This window comes from Streptomyces sp. NPDC093071, from assembly GCF_044754545.1.
Classification (GTDB): Bacteria; Actinomycetota; Actinomycetes; order Streptomycetales; family Streptomycetaceae; genus Streptomyces.
In genome coordinates this window covers 315,577-333,390 of the sequence record NZ_JBIVPH010000006.1, presented here as the reverse complement: position 1 = coordinate 333,390, position 17,814 = coordinate 315,577, and the positions used below count along the sequence as shown (strand labels likewise).

Here is a 17,814-nt window from a genome sequence, read left to right as displayed (position 1 = left end):
CGGCTCAGCCCTTCTGTTTCCGGCGTCGCATGGACGGCACGGTGCGGCCGACGATCACGGTGCGGCGGGCGGCGGCCGGTGCGCCCTCCCCGTCCCGGCTCCGGCCGAGCGCGCGGCGCACGCCGTAGCCGAAGGCGGCCACCTTGACGAGCGGGCCGCCGAAGGTGGAGGCGACGGTGGTGGAGAGCGCGGAGGCGTTGGAGGTGACCTCCTGGACGTCCGAGGCGATGGCGTCGACCCGGTCGAGCTGGGTCTGCGCCGACCGCACGGTCGCGGAGGCCTCGGCGAGCAGGGGCACGGCCTGCTCCGTCACGTCCGCCACGAGCTTGGTGGTCGCCCTGAGCGTCTGCGCCAGTCTCGCCAGCGCCACGGCGAGGAAGGAGACGAGGATCGCCCAGAAGACGGCCACCAGGATCCCGGCAACCTCTCCACCGGTCACGCTGCACCGCTCTCTGCTGTCGTTGGGCCTTGTGAAAAGTCGTCCCCCGACCCTATCGCGCCCGGGCTGTCGCGCCGTACCGCATTACCGCGCGCGAGGCGCCGGTCACGGGATCCGGTTGTACGCAGCGCGCGGAGGTGAGTACGCTCCGTGTCCCATGCGACGGAGCAATCTCCCGGCGGAGCTGAACCGGTTCGTCGGACGGGCCGCCGAGCAGGCCGCGTTGACGGCGCTCCTCGGAACGTCCCGCCTGGTCACGGTCGTGGGCGTGGGCGGGGTCGGCAAGACGCGGCTCGCGCTGCGGGCGGCCGCGGGGGCGCAGAAACGCTACGGCGACGGGGTCGGGCTCGCCGACCTCGCGACGCTGCGCGATCCGGACCTGGTGGCGCACGCCGTGGCCGAGGCGCTCGGCCTCACCGACCACACGCCGAGGCCGCCGCGCGAGGCCCTGGTGGAGCACCTGGCGGAGCGGCGGATGCTGCTGGTGCTCGACGGTTTCGAGCACCTGGTGGAGAGCTGCGCGCCGCTGGTGCGGGAGCTGCTGGCGCACGCGCCCGGCCTCGCCGTCCTGGCGACCGGGCGCCGGCCCCTGCGGGTGGCGGGCGAGGCGGTGTTCCCGCTGGCGCCGATGGACGAGGCGGACGCGGTGGCCCTGCTGGCCGAGCGGGCGGCGGAGGCGGGCGCGCCGGTGCTCCCGGGAGGCGCGGGCGGCCCGGACGGTCCGGATGCGATCCCCGGCCGTAAGCCCTCCGAAGTCCCCGACGCCGTACGGGAGTTGTGCCGGTGGCTCGACGGGATTCCGCTCGCCCTGGAACTGGCCGCCGGGCGGCTGCCGCTGCTCTCCCCCGAGCAGGTGCTGCACCGGCTCGACGACCGCTTCCGGCTCCTCGCGGACGGCGAGCGCGGGGCGCTCCCCCGCCACCGGACGCTGCGGACGGCGATCGGCTGGAGCCACGAGCTGTGCACGCCGGGGGAACGGCTGCTCTGGGCGCGGCTCTCGGTGTTCGCGGGCCCCTTCGACCTGGAGGCGATGGAGTACGTGTGCGGGGGCCGCGAGCTGCCGCCGGAGCGGATCCTGGACCTGCTCGGCGGGCTGCTCGCGCAGTCGCTGGTGTCGCGGGAGGACACGCCCGCGGGCCCGGCCTACCGGATGCTGGGGACGGTCGCCGCGTACGGGGCGGAGTGGCTGGCGGCGCTCGGCGACACGGAGCGGATGCGGCGCCGACACCGCGACTGGTACATGGGCCTGGCGACCTGGTGCGAGCTGGAGTGGTTCAGTCCGCGCCAGGCGGAGGTGGCGGCCCGCACGGACGTGGCGCTGCCCCATCTGCGGGCGGCCCTGGAGCTGTGCCTGGAGCTCCCGGAGGACGCGCACCTGGCCCAGCACCTGGCGGGCACGCTCTGGTTCGCCTGGGCGGGCTGCGGGCGCCTCGCGGAGGGACGGTACTGGCTGGACCGGGCGCTCGCGCTCGACTCCGGGCACCAGGAGGCGCGTCTGAAGGCGCTGTGGGTGCTCGGGTACGTGGCGGTCCTCCAGGGGGACGGCACGGCGGCGGTGGCGGCGCTCCACGAGCGCGGGGAGCGGGCCGGGTCCTCGGGAAACGTGCTGGCGGAGGCGTACGCGACGCACCGGATGGGCTGTCTGGCGCTGCTGACGGACGATCCGGTGCGCGCGGAGGAGCTGATCGGGCGGGCGCTCGCCTCCTACCGGGAGCTGGGCGAGCTGAACAGCAACGTGCTGATGGGCCAGGTCGAGGTGGCGATGGCGCGGGCCTTCCGGGGCGACCTGGAGGGGGCGGTGGTCCTCTGCCGGGAGGTCCGGGAGATCTGCGAGGAGCGCGGGGAGCTGTGGACGCGGGCGTACGCGCTCTACGTCCTGGCGTACGCGGCGTGGACCCGGGACGCGTACGGGGAGGCGCGGGAGCTGCTGACCGAGTGCGTCTCGGTCAACCACGTCTTCCACGATCTGGTCGGGCTCGTCCTGGCGATCGAGCTGCTCGCGCTCGTGACGGTGGGCGAGGGGGATCCGGCGGAGGCGGCGGTGTTCCAGGGGGCGGCGGTGCCGGTGTGGGACGCGGTGGGCGTCCGGCTCTTCGGTTCGAGGTCGTTCGGCGGGCCCGGGGAGCTGTGCGAGGCGCGGGCGCGCGAGGCGCTGGGCGCGGCGGCGTACGAGGAGGCCTTCCGGGAGGGCCGGGGGCTCTCGCTGGACGCGGTGGTGGAGCGGGCGCTCGCCGGGCGCCGGGATCCGGCCGGGGGCGGTGCGGCGGCGCCGCGCCCGTTCCGCACGGGCCGGTCGGCGGGGGTCCCGGGAACGCGGAAGCCCGCCGGCTCCCCCACCGGAAAGGGCGGGGAAGCGGCGGGCTGAACACCGCGGGGGTGGTACCGCGCCTGCGTCAGCGGGCGTAGTACTCGACGACCAGCTGCTCGTCGCAGATGACCGGGATCTCCTTGCGGTTCGGGTCGCGGTCGAGGCGGAACGCCAGCGCCTTCAGGTTGACCTGGAGGTAGCGGGGGGTCTCGCCGTCGGCGGCGAAGCCACCCTCGCGGGCGACCTCGAACAGCGGCTTGGTGCGGCTGCGCTCGCGGACCATGACGACGTCGTCCGGACGGACGCGGAAGGACGGCTTGTCGACCTTCTGGCCGTTGACCTGGATGTGGCCGTGGACGACCATCTGGCGGGCCTGGTAGATGGTGCGGGCGATGCCCGAACGCAGGACCAGGGCGTCGAGGCGACGCTCGAGCTCGACGACCAGCGCCTCGCCCGTCTTGCCCTCGGCCTTCTTGGCGCGGTCGTAGGCGCGGGCCATCTGGCGCTCGCTGATGTCGTACTGGGCGCGCAGACGCTGCTTCTCGAGCAGACGGACCTTGTAGTCCGAGTTCTGCTTGCGACCGCGGCCGTGCTCGCCCGGCGGGTACGGGCGGGCCTCGAAGTACTTGACGGCCTTCGGCGTCAGCGCGATACCGAGCGCACGGGACTTCTTGACCTTGGGACGCGACTGGTTAGGCACGTTCTCCAGACCTCCGTTGTAGGTTAGGTTAGGCTCACCTTACTCAAGGAGATCGCATGTCTCGCCCGGGGAACACCACACGCATCACGGACGGCAACACAAAGAACGACGCCCAATCCATGGATGAAGCCCTGGATGGCATCGATACGACGGAGGTCCGATCAGCTCATGGTCAGCCGCGTCCCAGCGGACTTGAAATCGCGCGGATGCCGTCAGCAGCCGAGCGCACACGAACTCTCGTACAGAGTACATGCTCCGGCGTCCTGCTGATTCCCGGGGCCGAGGGGCACCGGCCCGAGCAGCTCGCGCCCGAGGCGCGGGCCGTGGGACCCGACGGCGAGATCTTCCTGCTCTACGCCGCCGACGCCCCGCCCGTACGGGCCGCCACGCACGCCGTGGACGACGAGCTGCCGGTCGTCCTGGAGCTCACGGACGTGGCCCCCGTCTCCGTCCCCCACCGCATCCGGGGCCGCGCCTGGGTCTCCGGCTGGCTGACCTGCCTGCCGGGCGTCGCCGAGCAGGGCCGCATGATGCTGCGCCTGGAGGTCGGGGAGGCGCGCGTGGACGACCTGTGGGGCACCGCCGGGATCGACGCCGAGGAGTTCGCGGCCGCCGCCCCCGATCCGCTGCACGCGCACGAGACGGAGCTGCTCCAGCACCTGGCGGCGGCGCACGGCGACCGGCTGCGGGAGCTGACCTCGCTCCTCGGCGAGCGCTCGGCCGCCCTCGTCCCCACCCGGGACGTGGCCCCGCTCGCGCTCGACCGCTTCGGCCTGCGGGTCCGCTTCAGCGCGGGCCCCGGGGACTGCTTCGACGCCCGCTTCGACTTCCCGGAGCCGGTGCGGGAGGTCTCGGGGCTGCGCCGCGAGATGCACCGGCTCTTCGAGGCCGCCCGCGCCTGAGCGCGCTACCGCTGCGGCTCCTCGCCCCTCAGGCGCGCCCGCGCCCACTCCGCCACGTCCGCGTACCGCGCCTCCCCGCCGTAGCGGGTGGGCTCGTAGTAGCGGCGGCCGTGGATCGCGTCCGGGGCGTACTGCTGGGCCGCGATGCCGCCCGGCACGTCGTGCGGGTACACGTACCCCTGCGCGTGGCCGAGCTTGGCCGCGCCCTTGTAGTGGCCGTCGCGCAGGTGCGACGGGACCGGGCCCGCCAGGCCGCCCCGCACGTCGGCGAGGGCGGCGCCGATCGCGGTCGTCGCCGCGTTCGACTTGGGGGCCAGGGCCAGGGCGATGGTGGCGTGGCTCAGGGTCAGCGCCGCCTCCGGGAAGCCGATCATGGCGACGGCCTGGGCCGCCGCGACGGCGATCGGCAGGGCGTTCGGATCGGCGAGGCCGATGTCCTCGCTCGCGGAGATCATCAGGCGCCGCGCGATGAAGCGCGGGTCCTCCCCCGCCTCGATCATCCGCGCCAGGTAGTGCAGGGCCGCGTCCACGTCCGAGCCCCGGATCGACTTGATGAGCGCGCTGGCCACGTCGTAGTGCTGGTCGCCGTCCCGGTCGTACTTCACGGCGGCCCGGTCGACGGTCTCCTCGACCGTCTGGAGGGTGATCTCCGCCTCCTTCTTGGCGATCGCCGCGCCGGCGGCGGCCTCCAGGGCGGTCAGGGCGCGCCGGGCGTCCCCGCCCGCGACCCGCAGGAGGTGGGACTCCGCGTCCTCCGGCAGGGTCACGGCCCCGCCCAGCCCGCGCCCGTCGGTGAGTGCCCGGGCGAGCAGGCCCTTCAGGTCCTCGTCGGTCAGCGGCTCCAGGGTGAGGAGCAGCGAGCGGGAGAGGAGCGGGGAGATCACGGAGAAGTAGGGGTTCTCGGTGGTGGCGGCGATCAGCGTCACCCAGCGGTTCTCCACGGCCGGCAGGAGGGAGTCCTGCTGGGCCTTGGAGAAGCGGTGGATCTCGTCGAGGAAGAGGACGGTCTCCTTGCCGTAGCCGCCGGCCGCGCGCCGGGCCCCGTCGATGACGGCCCGGACCTCCTTGACGCCGGAGGTGATCGCGGACAGCTCCACGAACCGCTTGTTCGTGGCCTTCGAGACGACGTACGCCAGGGTGGTCTTCCCGATGCCCGGCGGGCCCCAGAGGATCACGGAGGAGGCTCCGGCGGGGCCTCCGTCGCCGTCCCCCACGAGCCGGCGCAGCGGCGATCCGGGCTTGAGCAGGTGTCGCTGCCCCACCACCTCGTCGAGGGTGCGGGGGCGCATCCGGACGGCCAGCGGGCTGCTGGACGGGTCCTTCTCCTGGCGGTCTTCGGCGGCTGCGGTAAAGAGGTCGGGCTCCACGTTCACGAAGCCTAGGTCACGCCGCCGACAACGCGGTCCGGGCTCAGCCCGTCCAGAAGTCCCACCAGCGGGTCAGGATCAGCATTCCGATGATCCCGATGTGCAGGACGGGCAGGACCCAGGTGAACTCGCCGAAGAAGGTCTTCAGCCCGGCGGGGGCGGGGATCACGCCGTGGCGCACGTTGTGCGAGGTCACGTACCAGAACATGACGATGGTCCCGACCCAGGCCAGGCAGCACCACAGGCAGAGCGCGTTGATCTCGTACAGCGACTGGTACGTGAGCCAGGCGCAGAAGACGACGCCGAAGAGGGTGCCGGCGTTGAGGCCGAGCCAGTACCAGCGCCGGTAGCGGGCGCCCGCGAGCAGGCCGACGCCGATCGCGATCACCATGCCGTACGTGACGAGGCCGAGCATCGGGTTGGGGAAGCCGAAGACCGAGGCCTGCTCGCTCTTCATGATGTTGCCGCAGGAGACGACCGGGTTGAGGCTGCACCCGGGGGTGAAGCCGGGGTCCTCCAGGAGCTTGAACTTGTCGATCGTGATGACCCAGGCGGCGAGCAGTCCGGCCGCGCCCGTGACCACCAGGAGCCAGGCGAGGGCGCGGCTCGCTCCGATCGTGCCGGGTGCCGGGTCGTCCACCGCTGCTTTCGTCATGTTTCCGATCCATCGCTCGCGGGCTGCTGGGCACGGACATTCTGCCGCACGGAGGCCCGTGCCCACCGTTCGGTGGACATAAGGAAGGGCCCGGGCGGCTGTGCGCGCCGGGCCCCTCCTCGTACGAGCGGAGGTCAGGCCAGTTCGGTCCGTACCGCGTCCAGGAGGTCGTCCAGGGCGACCGGCCGCTGCTCGCCGGACTCCATGTCCTTGAGCTGGACGACGCCCTCGGCGAGATCCCGCTCGCCGGCGACGACGGCGAAGCGGGCGCCCGAGCGGTTGGCGTCCTTCATGGAGCCCTTGAGGCCCTTGCCGCCGAAGGAGAAGTCCGCGGCGATCCCGACCCTGCGCAGCTCGGTGACCTTGCCGAAGAGGATCCGGCGCGCTTCCTCGCCGAGGGCGACGGCGAAGACGCTGGTGGCGGAGGGCAGGTCGAGTGCGACGCCCTCGGCCTCCAGGGCGAGGACCGTGCGGTCCACGCCGAGCGCCCAGCCGACGGACGGCAGCGCGGGGCCGCCGATCATCTCGGAGAGGCCGTCGTAGCGGCCGCCGCCGCCGACCGCCGACTGCGAGCCGAGGCCGTCGTGGACGAACTCGAAGGTGGTGCGGGTGTAGTAGTCGAGGCCGCGCACCAGCTTGGGGTCGTCCTCGAAGACCACGCCCGCCGCGGTGATCAAGGCGCGCACCTCCTCGTGGTACGCCTTGCACGCGTCGCACAGGTAGTCGCGCAGCAGCGGGGCGCCGACGAGCTGCTTCTGCACCGCCTCGCGCTTGTCGTCGAGGACGCGCAGCGGGTTGATCTCGGCGCGGCGCAGGGTGTCCTCGTCGAGGTCGAGCCCGCGCAGGAAGTCCTGGAGGGCCTCCCGGTAGACGGGGCGGCACTCCTTGTCGCCGAGCGAGTTCAGCAGGATGCGGAAGTTCCGCAGGCCGAGCGAGCGGTAGGCCTCGTCGGCCAGGATGATCAGCTCGGCGTCGAGCGCCGGGTCCTCGGAGCCGATGGCCTCGGCGCCGACCTGCGAGAAGTGCCTGTAGCGGCCCTTCTGCGGGCGCTCGTAGCGGTAGTACGAGCCGGAGTACCAGAGCTTCACCGGCAGGTTGCCCTGCTTGTGGAGGTTGGCCTCCAGGGCGGCGCGGAGCACGGAGGCGGTGCCCTCGGGACGCAGGGCGAGGCGGTCGCCGCCCTTGGTCTCGAAGGCGTACATCTCCTTGGTCACGATGTCGGTGGACTCGCCGACGCCGCGGGCGAAGAGGTTCACGTCCTCGAAGCCGGGGGTCTCGACGTAGCCGTAGCCGGAGCGGCGCAGCGGGGCCGCGATGGCCTCGCGGACCGCGAGGTAGGTCGCCGAGACCGGCGGGATGAGGTCGTACGTGCCCTTGGGGGCCTTGAAGGTGCTCACGTGAGTCGTCACATTCCTCGTCGGGGAGCGTCGGGGCTCCCGAGGCCGGAGGCCACCTGCCTGAGGTAGGGGTTGGTGGCGCGCTCCTGGCCGATGGTCGTCTGGGGACCGTGCCCCGACAGCACCACGGTCGAGTTGTCGAGGGGCAGGCACACGCGGGCCAGCGATCCGAGCATCTCGTCCATGTCACCGCCGGGGAGGTCGGTGCGTCCGATGGAGCCGGCGAACAGCAGGTCCCCGGAGAAGAACACGGAGGGGATCTCCGCGGTCTCGGGCATCCGGAAGGTCACCGACCCCTTGGTATGGCCGGGCGCGTGGGCGACGGAGAACTCCAGACCGGCGAGCTTCAGCTCGGAGCCGTCGGCGAGCTCCCGCACGTCGTCGGGCTCCCCCACGGTCAGCTCGCCCATGAGGGGCATCCCGATGGAGCGGCCGAGGGCCTTCTCCGGGTCGCTCATCATGTAGCGGTCGGACGGGTGGATCCACGCGGGGACGTCGTGGGCGCCGCACACCGGGACGACGGAGGCGACGTGGTCGATGTGTCCGTGGGTGAGGACGACGGCGACGGGCTTGAGACGGTGCTTCTTGAGCGTCTCCTCGACTCCCCGGGCGGCCTGGTGGCCCGGGTCGATGATGACGCACTCCTCGCCTGCGGCGGGGGCGACCAGATAGCAGTTGGTGCCCCAGGCTCCGGCGGGGAACCCGGCAATCAGCACGTTCGTCCTTAGATGTCGTCCGGCACGGGGCGCGGAAATCCCGGGAATGACGGGATTCGGCAGATCAGAGCCTACCGGCGCTGCCGGTTCCACAGCCAACCCGTATACGGTACGGGCACATCCGGCCAGGACAGGAACACACGAGCGACAAGGAGCGGACCGGTGGTCAGCAGCGATCAGCGGCGGCGGCAGCTTGCCAGGGAGAAGTACGTACGGCAGCAGCAGCGGCGGGAGGAGAAGCGGCGCAAGGACAAGCGGCGCAACACCGTCATCGCGTCCGTCCTCGCGGTGGTGCTGGCCTCGGGCGGCGCCGTGTACGCCTCGGTGGCGCTCTCGGACGACGGCTCGAAGAAGGGCTCGGACAGCGCGGCGGGCGACACGCCCACCACCCCGGCGCCCTCGCCCTCCGGGAAGGAGTCCGAGAACCCGGAGCCGAAGCTCACGGTGGACCAGAAGGCCTCGTACGACATGGCGCTCAAGACCAACGCGGGCGACATCACGATCGCCATGGACGCGTCGAAGACCCCGCGCACGGTGAACTCCTTCAAGCACCTCGCGGACAAGAAGTACTTCGACGGCAGCAAGTGCCACCGCCTCACCACGCAGAACATCTTCGTGCTCCAGTGCGGCGACCCCGAGGGCACCGGCTCGGGCGGCCCCGGCTACACCATCCCCGACGAGAACCTGGACGCCCTCGGCAAGGCCGGCGCGGACGGCTCGGTGACCTTCCCGGCCGGCACCGTGGCCATGGCGAACACCGGGCAGCCGGGCACCGGCGGCTCGCAGTTCTTCCTCGTCTACAAGGACACCAAGCTGCCGCCGACCTACACCCCCTTCGGGAAGATCGACGCCGCCGGCCTCAAGGCGGTCCAGGAGGTCGCCGCCGCCGGTGTCGAGGGCGGCGCCGGGGACGGGGCCCCGAAGAAGGCCGTGACCATCGAGAAGGCCACCGTCACCGAGAAGTGAGCCCGCCCGTCCGCACCGGCGGGCCGGCCGTCGAATCTCGGTCGCGCTGAGTGCGGACAGCCGGGCCGCCGTTCGCCTAGATTGGCGGTGGGCAGCGTGGGCCGTCGGCCGCGCTGCGGAAGGCGGGCGAGGCCCGCCGGGAAACTGTGGACGATGCCCGGGGGGTTGCGACCCCCCGACGGCATCATGGTGAGGAGGCGCTGTGAGCAGCGACCCGTGGGGCCGCGTCGACGAGACGGGCACCGTGTACGTGCGGACGGCCGAGGGCGAGAAGGTCGTCGGATCGTGGCAGGCCGGCACCCCCGAGGAGGCCCTGGCCTACTTCGAGCGCAAGTACGAGGGCCTGGTGGTCGAGATCGGCCTCCTCGAGAAGCGGGTGAGGACCACCGACCTCTCGGCGAAGGACGCCACCGCGGCGATCGAGCACATCCGGCACCAGGTCGACGAGCACCACGTCGTCGGCGACCTGGCCGCGCTCTCCGCCCGGCTGGACAAGCTCGTCGGGACGGTCGACTCGCGCCGCGAGGAGCGCCGGGCCCAGAAGGCGAAGCAGGCCGACGAGGCGCGCGCCGCCAAGGAGAAGCTCGTCACCGAGGCCGAGGAGCTGGCCCAGAGCGAGCAGTGGCGTTCGGCCGGCGAGCGGCTGCGGGCGCTCGTGGACACCTGGAAGGGCCTTCCCCGGCTCGACCGGAAGTCCGACGACGAGCTGTGGCACCGCTTCTCGCACGCCCGCTCGGCGTTCTCGAAGCGCCGCAAGGCCCACTTCGCGTCCCTGGACGCGCAGCGCGAGGACGCCCGCAAGGCGAAGGAGCGCCTGGTCGCGGAGGCGGAGTCGCTCTCGAACTCCACCGACTGGGGCGCCACGGCGGCCCGCTACCGCGAGCTGATGGCGGACTGGAAGGCGGCCGGCCGCGCCCAGCGCGAGCACGAGGACGACCTGTGGAACCGCTTCCGCGGCGCCCAGGACGTCTTCTTCGCGGCGCGCGGCGAGGTCTTCGCCGAGCGGGACGCGGAGCAGGGCGAGAACCTCAAGGTGAAGGAGGAGCTCGCGACCGAGGCCGAGAAGCTCGTCCCGGTGACGGACCTGAAGGCGGCCCGCGCGGCCTTCCGCTCCCTCAACGAGCGCTGGGAGGCCGTCGGCCACGTCCCGCGTGACGCCCGCCCCAAGGTCGAGGGCCGGATGCACGCGGTGGAGCGGGCGATCCAGGAGGCCGAGGAGGCCGAGTGGCGCCGGACGAACCCGGAGGCGCGCGCGCGTGCCGCGGGTCTGACCGGTCAGCTCCAGGACGCGGTCGAGAAGCTGCGCAAGCAGATCGACGCGGCCCGCGCCGCCGGCAACGACGCCAAGGCTGACAAGCTCTCCCGCGAGCTGGAGGGCCGCCAGGCCCTGCTCGACCAGGCCCTGAAGGGTCTGGAGGAGTTCGGCGGCTGATCCGCCCGTACGGACTCCGTACGGGCTTCGTACGGAAAGGAGGGCGGCCCCGGTACGCAGGTACCGGGGCCGCCCTTCTCGTACGCCCTCGTTACGGCCGGCGGGCCGAGGTCACGCGGTAGACGTCGTAGACGCCCTCCACGCCCCGCACGGCCTTCAGAACGTGGCCCAGGTGCTTCGGGTCGCCCATCTCGAAGGTGAAGCGGGAGGTGGCCACCCGGTCGCGGGAGGTCTGGACGGCCGCCGAGAGGATGTTGACGTGCTGGTCCGAGAGGACCCGGGTGACGTCGGAGAGCAGCCGGGAGCGGTCCAGGGCCTCGACCTGGATGGCGACCAGGAAGACCGAGGACTGGGTCGGGGCCCACTCGACGTCCAGGATCCGCTCAGGCTCCCGGGACAGCGAGTCCACGTTGACGCAGTCGCTGCGGTGGACCGACACCCCGCTGCCCCGGGTGACGAAGCCGATGATCGGGTCGCCGGGGACGGGGGTGCAACAGCGGGCCAGCTTCACCCAGACGTCCTCGACGCCCTTGACGACGACGCCGGGATCCGCGTTGGAGCGGCGCTTGGAGCGGCCCCGGGTCGGCGGCGCGGACTCGTCGATGTCCTCGGTGGCGGCCTCCTCGCCGCCGAGCGCCTGGACCAGCTTCTGCACGATGGACTGGGCGGTGACGTGGCCCTCGCCGATCGCCGCGTACAGCGAGGAGATGTCGCTGTAGCGCATCTCGTGGGCGAGGGTGACGAGGGAGTCGCCGGTGAGGATCCGCTGGATCGGCAGGTTCTGCTTGCGCATGGCCCGCGCGATGGCGTCCTTGCCCTGCTCGATGGCCTCGTCCCGGCGCTCCTTGGAGAACCAGGCGCGGATCTTGTTGCGGGCGCGCGGGGACTTGACGAAGCCGAGCCAGTCGCGGGAGGGCCCGGCGCCGGCGGCCTTGGAGGTGAAGACCTCGACCAGGTCGCCGTTGTCGAGGGTGGATTCGAGCGGGACGAGCCGGCCGTTGACCCGGGCTCCTATCGTGCGGTGGCCGACCTCGGTGTGGACCGCGTAGGAGAAGTCGACGGGGGTGGCGCCGGCGGGCAGGGCGATGACGTCGCCCTTGGGGGTGAAGACGAAGACCTCGTTGCGGGAGAGGTCGAAGCGCAGGGACTCCAGGAACTCGCCCGGGTCCTCGGTCTCCTTCTGCCAGTCGAGGAGCTGGCGGAGCCACGCCATGTCGTTGAGGTGGTCGTCCTTGCCGGTCTTCTTCGGCACGTCGGTGCGCACCTTGGAGGCGCCGGCGACGGCCTCCTGCTTGTACTTCCAGTGCGCGGCGATGCCGTACTCGGCGCGCCGGTGCATGTCGAAGGTGCGGATCTGGAGCTCGACGGGCTTGCCGTTGGGTCCGATGACCGTCGTGTGCAGCGACTGGTACATGTTGAACTTCGGCATCGCGATGTAGTCCTTGAACCGGCCGGGGACCGGGTTCCATCGCGCGTGGACGGTGCCGAGGGCCGCGTAGCAGTCGCGGACGGTGTCCACGAGGACGCGGATGCCGACCAGGTCGTAGATCTCCGCGAAGTCCCGGCCGCGGACGATCATCTTCTGGTAGACGCTGTAATAGTGCTTGGGGCGGCCGGTGACGGTGGCCTTGATGCGGGCGGCCCGCAGGTCGGCCTGGACCTCGTCGGTGACGACGGCCAGGTACTCGTCCCGCTTGGGGGCGCGCTCGGCGACGAGCCGGACGATCTCGTCGTACATCTTGGGGTAGAGGATCGCGAAGGCGAGGTCCTCCAGCTCCCACTTGATGGTGTTCATGCCCAGCCGGTGGGCCAGCGGGGCGTAGATCTCCAGGGTCTCGCGGGCCTTCTTCTCCTGCTTCTCCCGCTTGAGGTAGCGCATGGTGCGCATGTTGTGCAGGCGGTCGGCGAGCTTGATGACCAGGACGCGGGGGTCCTTGGCCATGGCGACGACCATCTTGCGGACGGTCTCGGCCTGGGCGGCCTCGCCGAACTTGACCTTGTCGAGCTTGGTGACGCCGTCGACGAGGAGGGCGACCTGGTCGCCGAAGTCCCGGCGGAGGGTGTCGAGGCCGTACTCGGTGTCCTCGACGGTGTCGTGCAGGAGGCCGGCCATCAGGGTCGCCGGGTCCATGCCGAGCTCGGCGAGGATGGTGGTGACGGCGAGCGGGTGCGTGATGTACGGGTCGCCGCTCTTGCGCTTCTGCCCCCGGTGCCAGCGCTCGGCGACCTGATAGGCCCGCTCGATCTGGCGCAAAGTGGCCGTTTCGATCTTGGGATCGTTGGACCGGACGATCCGCAGCAGCGGTTCGAGGACCGGGTTGTACGGGGAGGAGCGCTGCACGCCGAGTCGGGCGAGGCGGGCGCGGACGCGGTTGGACGAGCCGCCCGAGCGGGCGGGCGCGGTCGGCGCGGGGCGCGCGGCCGGGGCGGCCGCGGGGGCCGGCTCGGGCGCGGCAGGCGCGGGCCCGGTCTCCGCGGGCTTGTTCTGGGGCGTGCCGGTTCCCTGCGCGGCCTCTTCGGCCTTCGGGTCGGGCTGCGCGGCGGAGAGTGGCTGGGCCTCGTCTGGCAAGAGCGCTCCTCGTGCATGTCCGGGTCCCCCGGTCAGGCCCGGAACGGCCATGGTATCGAGCCCGGACCCGCGTCGCTCACGCGGCCGGGGGTGAACGGATCCGGCCACGGTCGACATCCGCTCCCGGGCGGCCGGACCGGGGCATTCCGGAAAACCACGGGGGCGCCCCGGGGATTCCCCGGGGCGCCCCCGTACAGGCCGGAGCTGAGACAGTCAGTTCCAGCGGAGGAGCGACGGCCCACCCTTGACCAGGATCTCCTTGCTCGCCGCGACATTGCCCCAGGCGACCTCCACCCGGCCGTTCTTGGAACAGAGCGGGGCCGACCAGAACTCCTTGCGGCGGGCGTCGAAGCCCTTGGCCCGTACGCAGACGCTGCCGCCCCGGTAGACCTTCCAGGCGTAGGACATCTTCATGCCGTTCGCCCCGAAGTGGCCGCAGCCGTCGCTGACCTTGCTCCACTCCAGGGGCACGCTGCCCGCGTTCTTCCAGCCCTCGCAGACGGCGGCCGGCCGGACGGCCGCGGACGGCGGGGTCGCGGTGGCGGGAGCGGCGGCGAGCGGAGCCGCCGCGAGGGCGAGCAGGCACGCTGCTCCGGCGAACGGCTTGCGGGCGATCGGCATGGGGTTCCTCCTGTGGGGCGACACGGTCCCGGAACGCGGAGACGGGCGCCGCGGGAGGTCCCGGGGCGCCCGTCGCCGCGTGTCCACAGGTGACATCGGCCAAGAGGTGATCAGACTTGAATCAGCGCCGTGAGCGGAGCGCCCTTCAGGGCCGGTTCCAGGCGGGCGCGGCCCGGTAGGAAGGCCAGTTCCATGAGGACGGCGACGCCCGCGACCTCGGCGCCGGCGCGGCGGATGAGCTCGAGGGAGGCCTCGGCCGTGCCGCCGGTGGCGAGGACGTCGTCGATGACCATGACGCGGTCGCCCGGCGCCAGGTCCTCGGCGTGCACCTCGATCTCGGCGGTGCCGTACTCCAGCTCGTACGCCTGGCGGAGCGTGGCCCCGGGGAGCTTTCCGGCCTTGCGGACCGGGATGAAGCCCAGGCCCGCGCGGACGGCGACCGGGGCGGCCAGGATGAAGCCGCGGGCCTCCAGGCCCACGATCTTCGTCGCGCCGTGCGCGGAGCACAGCCCGGCGAGGGCGCCGGTGAGGGCCCCGAACGCCTCCGGGTCCGCGAGCAGCGGCGTGATGTCCTTGAACAGCACGCCCGGCTTCGGATAGTCCGGTACGTCGCGGATGCGGCTGAGCAGGAGGTCGGCGACGTCCTGGGCCCCGGCGGTCATCCTCGGTGCTCCTGGGCGCGGCCCCGGCGGCCGGTCCGCGGGCCGACGACGGCGGTCTCCGCGCCGTCGCCGAACGCGTCCGGGCCGTCCGCGGACTCGCCCTTGGCGGCGGCACCGGCCCGCTTGGCCAGGATGCGCTTCTTGAGCGCCTTGATCGCCGGCTCGCGCTCCTTGAGGTCGGCGACCAGCGGGGTGGCGATGAAGATCGACGAGTACGCGCCGGCCGCCAGGCCCACGAACAGCGACAGCGAGATGTCGTTGAGCATTCCGGCGCCGAGGACGCCGCCGCCGATGAAGAGCAGGCCGGCGACCGGGAGGAGCGCCACGACGGTGGTGTTGATCGAGCGGACCAGGGTGCCGTTGATCGAGCGGTTGGCCATCTCGCTGTAGGTGAAGCGGGTCTGCTTCGTGATGTCCTTCGTCTGTTCCTTGAGGGAGTCGAAGACGACCACCGTGTCGTACAGCGAATAGCCGAGGATCGTCAGGAGGCCGATGACCGTGCCGACGGTGACCTCGAACCCGACCAGGGAGTAGATGCCCACGGTGATGGTGAGGTCGTGGATGAGGGCGATGAGCGCCGCGACCGCCATTCTCCACTCGAAGGCGATGGCCAGGTAGATCACCACCAGGATCATGAAGACCCCGAGGCCGGTCCAGGCCTTGTTGGCGATCTGCTCGCCCCAGCTGGGGCCGACCAGCTCGGCCGCGATCTTGTCCTCGGCGACGTTCAGGTCCTTGGCGAGCTCGGAGCGGACCTGGTCGGACTGCGCGGTGTCGAGGCCGCCGACCTGGATGCGCAGCGAGCCGTTGCCGAGCTGCTGGACGATCGCGTCGTGGCCGGAGGCCTCCTCCGCATACTCCTGGGCCTGGCTGACCGAGACGTCCGTCTTCGGGGTGGTGAAGACGGCGCCGCCCTGGAACTCGATGCCCATGTTGAGGCCGCGGACGGCCAGGGCGACGATGGCGGTGATGGTGATCAGGACGGACAGGCCGTACCAGATCTTGCGGTTGCCGATGAAGTCGTAGCCGACCTCACCGCGGTGGAGTCGGGCGCCGAGATCTCCGAGCTTCGACATCTCACGCCTCCTTCGGGTCGACAGGGCCGGCGGGGGCGGTGGTGCGGCGGGTGCGGCGCAGCGGCGGCTTGGCACCGAGGCGCTTCGGGTCCAGGCCGGACCACGGGTGGCCGTCGCCGAAGAACTTGGTCCGCGCGAGCAGCGTCATGATCGGCTTGGTGAAGAGGAACACCACGACGATGTCGAGCAGGGTGGTCAGGCCGAGCGTGAACGCGAAGCCCTGGACCTTGCCGACGGTGACGATGAAGAGCACGGCCGCGGCCAGGAACGACACGAAGTCGGAGACCAGGATGGTGCGGCGGGCGCGCGGCCAGGCGCGCTCGACGGCCGGGCGGAGCGTGCGGCCCTCGCGGAGTTCGTCCCGGATGCGCTCGAAGTAGACGATGAACGAGTCCGCGGTGATGCCGATGGCGACGATGGCGCCGCAGACGGCCGGCAGGTTCAGCGCGAAGCCGATGGCCGGACCGAGCAGGGCCATGATCACGTAGGTCAGCAGCGCGGAGACGCCGAGGCTGAGGATGGCGACCAGCGACAGGCCCCGGTAGTAGACGACCAGGTAGAGGATGACGAGACCGAGGCCGATGGCGCCGGCGATCAGGCCGGCCTCCAGCTGCTCGCCGCCGAGCGCGGCGGTGACGGTGTCGACGCTCTGGGTCTGGAAGGAGAGCGGCAGGGCGCCGTAGGACAGGATGTTGCCGAGGTCCTGGGCGGACTGCTGGTTGAAGCTGCCGGAGATCTGGGCGCTGGCGCTCAGCGTGGTCTGGACGCGGGGCGCGGAGACGACCTCGCCGTCCAGGACGATGGCGAACTGGTTCTGCGGCTCGCTCTGCTGCGAGAGCTTGCTGGTGATCGCCTGGAACTTCTTCGAGCCGGCGCTCGTGAACTCCATGTCCACGATCCACTGGCCGGTCTGCTGGTCGAGCGCGGCCTTGGCGTCGTCGACGTCCTTGCCCTCGACCTCGGCGGGACCGAGGAGGTACTTCTCCCACTGGTCGATCGCGTTCTTGCCGCAGGCCACGGTGGGCTCGCTCGGCTTGACGCCCTGGCCGGCGGCGGTGCGCTGCTTGGGGTCGAGGCAGTTCAGGGTGGTGAACTTCTGCTCGAGCGCCGCGGAGGCGGGGTCGGGCGTGGGGGTCGCCTGCGGGGTGCCGGTGGCCTTCGGCGTCGCGGAGGACGAGGGGGAGGCGCTGCCGGTGGGCGTCGGGCTCGGGGCCTTGAGGGCCTCGGTGAGCGCGCGGCCCTGGGTGGAGGCGGTGGCCGTCGGGGTGGCCGACTTGTCGCTCGCGGTCGGGGCGGAGGCCGAGGCGGAGGGCTTCGGCGAGGCCGAGCCGGTGGCCGTCGGGGCCGGCTGCGGCGCGGCGGCCGCGACGGCGAGAACGGGCCGGAAGTAGAGCTGGGCGGTGGTGCCGACCTGCTCCCGGGCCTGCTTCTCGTTCGTCCCGCGAGGGATGTTGACGATGATGTTCTCGCGGCCCTGCGTCTGGACCTCGGCCTCGGAGACACCCAGACCGTTGACACGGCGCTCGATGATGCCGACCGCCGTGTTCATGTTGGTCTCGTTGACCGCCGACTCCTGGCCGGGGTCGGCCTTGGCCTTGAGCGTGATCGACGTGCCGCCGGCGAGGTCGATGCCGAGGCGCGGGGTGGTGTGCCCCGACCAGAACATCCCGCCGGTGAGCGCGACCATGGCGATCAGGATGAGTGCCAGGGCGCGGCCCGGCCGGCTCTGTCCCCCCGCCGGCCTTCGGCCCTTCTTCGGTGCTGCCACCTGTCGTATCTCCCTGTCCAACCGTCGCGCGACGGGTGTGCGCGCGACGGCCACGAAGTATGTGTGGGGACCATCCCCCGCAGACGTGGAACCGTTCGGGGGCGGGGGGGGGGGGGGGGGGGGGGGGGGGGGGGCCCCCCCGCGGGGGGGGGGGGGCCCCCCCGGGGGGGGGGCCCCCCCCCCGCCGCCTTTCGCGCGGCGCCCGTGGACGGCGGCGCCCGCCCTTACCGGAGGGC

15 protein-coding genes are annotated in these 17,814 nt (G+C 72.2%); 4 read left to right on the top strand and 11 right to left on the bottom strand.

All coding sequences use genetic code 11. From position 1 onward, the window contains the following. Positions 1 to 4: 4 nt before the first annotated feature. Entirely contained in the window at positions 5 to 439 is a 435-nt protein-coding gene (locus tag ACIQD7_RS24390; RefSeq protein WP_402444172.1) for a DUF948 domain-containing protein, read from the bottom strand. A 157-nt stretch (positions 440 to 596) separates the two neighbouring features. Between ACIQD7_RS24390 and ACIQD7_RS24385 the strand changes: the two genes are divergently transcribed. Then, positions 597 to 2,804, top strand: a complete 2,208-nt coding sequence (locus tag ACIQD7_RS24385; protein ID WP_402444170.1) for an ATP-binding protein — start codon at positions 597 to 599, stop codon at positions 2,802 to 2,804. A 28-nt stretch (positions 2,805 to 2,832) separates the two neighbouring features. Here ACIQD7_RS24385 and rpsD read toward each other — a convergent pair whose 3' ends face one another. Continuing rightward, positions 2,833 to 3,447, bottom strand: a complete 615-nt coding sequence (gene rpsD / locus ACIQD7_RS24380; protein WP_030214918.1) for a 30S ribosomal protein S4 — start codon at positions 3,445 to 3,447, stop codon at positions 2,833 to 2,835. Positions 3,448 to 3,653: 206 nt separating this feature from the next. Here rpsD and ACIQD7_RS24375 point away from each other — a divergent pair, with 206 nt between their 5' ends. After that, positions 3,654 to 4,349 carry a DUF2470 domain-containing protein gene (locus tag ACIQD7_RS24375; RefSeq protein WP_402444168.1) on the top strand — a complete coding sequence of 232 codons (696 nt, stop codon included), beginning with the start codon at positions 3,654 to 3,656 and terminating at the stop codon, positions 4,347 to 4,349. A gap of 5 nt (positions 4,350 to 4,354) precedes the next feature. Here the strand turns inward: ACIQD7_RS24375 and ACIQD7_RS24370 are convergent, their stop codons facing one another. From ACIQD7_RS24370 to ACIQD7_RS24355, 4 genes are all read right to left on the bottom strand, one after another. Next, a complete protein-coding gene (locus ACIQD7_RS24370) occupies positions 4,355 to 5,716 on the bottom strand; it encodes an AAA family ATPase (RefSeq protein WP_391166276.1) in 1,362 nt (453 codons plus the stop codon). 43 nt (positions 5,717 to 5,759) lie between these two features. Next, the gene (locus ACIQD7_RS24365) at positions 5,760 to 6,371 is read right to left on the bottom strand and encodes a vitamin K epoxide reductase family protein (RefSeq protein ID WP_121832027.1); all 612 of its coding nucleotides are present in this window, start codon (positions 6,369 to 6,371) and stop codon (positions 5,760 to 5,762) included. A 134-nt stretch (positions 6,372 to 6,505) separates the two neighbouring features. Continuing rightward, positions 6,506 to 7,768, bottom strand: coding sequence for a histidine--tRNA ligase (hisS, locus tag ACIQD7_RS24360; RefSeq protein WP_402444166.1), 1,263 nt, complete (start codon positions 7,766 to 7,768; stop codon positions 6,506 to 6,508). Positions 7,769 to 7,776: 8 nt separating this feature from the next. Continuing rightward, a complete protein-coding gene (locus ACIQD7_RS24355) occupies positions 7,777 to 8,484 on the bottom strand; it encodes an MBL fold metallo-hydrolase (protein WP_401422788.1) in 708 nt (235 codons plus the stop codon). Between the two features lie 162 nt (positions 8,485 to 8,646). On the opposite strand from ACIQD7_RS24355, the gene ACIQD7_RS24350 reads away from it, so the two are divergent. Both ACIQD7_RS24350 and ACIQD7_RS24345 read left to right on the top strand, forming a co-directional pair. Next, positions 8,647 to 9,450 carry a peptidylprolyl isomerase gene (locus tag ACIQD7_RS24350; protein WP_402444164.1) on the top strand — a complete coding sequence of 268 codons (804 nt, stop codon included), beginning with the start codon at positions 8,647 to 8,649 and terminating at the stop codon, positions 9,448 to 9,450. A gap of 202 nt (positions 9,451 to 9,652) precedes the next feature. Beyond that, positions 9,653 to 10,882: a DUF349 domain-containing protein gene (locus tag ACIQD7_RS24345; protein WP_121832035.1), complete on the top strand. Its 1,230-nt coding sequence runs from the start codon at positions 9,653 to 9,655 to the stop codon at positions 10,880 to 10,882. 91 nt (positions 10,883 to 10,973) lie between these two features. Here the strand turns inward: ACIQD7_RS24345 and ACIQD7_RS24340 are convergent, their stop codons facing one another. The 5 genes from ACIQD7_RS24340 to secD form a co-directional block, all read right to left on the bottom strand. Beyond that, on the bottom strand, positions 10,974 to 13,451 hold the full coding sequence (locus ACIQD7_RS24340) for a RelA/SpoT family protein (RefSeq protein ID WP_402444162.1): 2,478 nt from the start codon (positions 13,449 to 13,451) through the stop codon (positions 10,974 to 10,976). A 213-nt stretch (positions 13,452 to 13,664) separates the two neighbouring features. After that, a complete protein-coding gene (locus tag ACIQD7_RS24335; RefSeq protein ID WP_402444161.1) occupies positions 13,665 to 14,072 on the bottom strand; it encodes a hypothetical protein in 408 nt (135 codons plus the stop codon). A gap of 110 nt (positions 14,073 to 14,182) precedes the next feature. Beyond that, positions 14,183 to 14,734, bottom strand: coding sequence for an adenine phosphoribosyltransferase (locus ACIQD7_RS24330; RefSeq protein ID WP_402444159.1), 552 nt, complete (start codon positions 14,732 to 14,734; stop codon positions 14,183 to 14,185). Then, entirely contained in the window at positions 14,731 to 15,810 is a 1,080-nt protein-coding gene (gene secF, locus ACIQD7_RS24325; RefSeq protein WP_121831711.1) for a protein translocase subunit SecF, read from the bottom strand. Before secF ends, ACIQD7_RS24330 begins: the two co-directional genes overlap by 4 nt. A 1-nt stretch (position 15,811) precedes the next feature. Beyond that, entirely contained in the window at positions 15,812 to 17,578 is a 1,767-nt protein-coding gene (secD, locus tag ACIQD7_RS24320) for a protein translocase subunit SecD (RefSeq protein WP_402444157.1), read from the bottom strand. Positions 17,579 to 17,814: the final 236 nt, after the last annotated feature.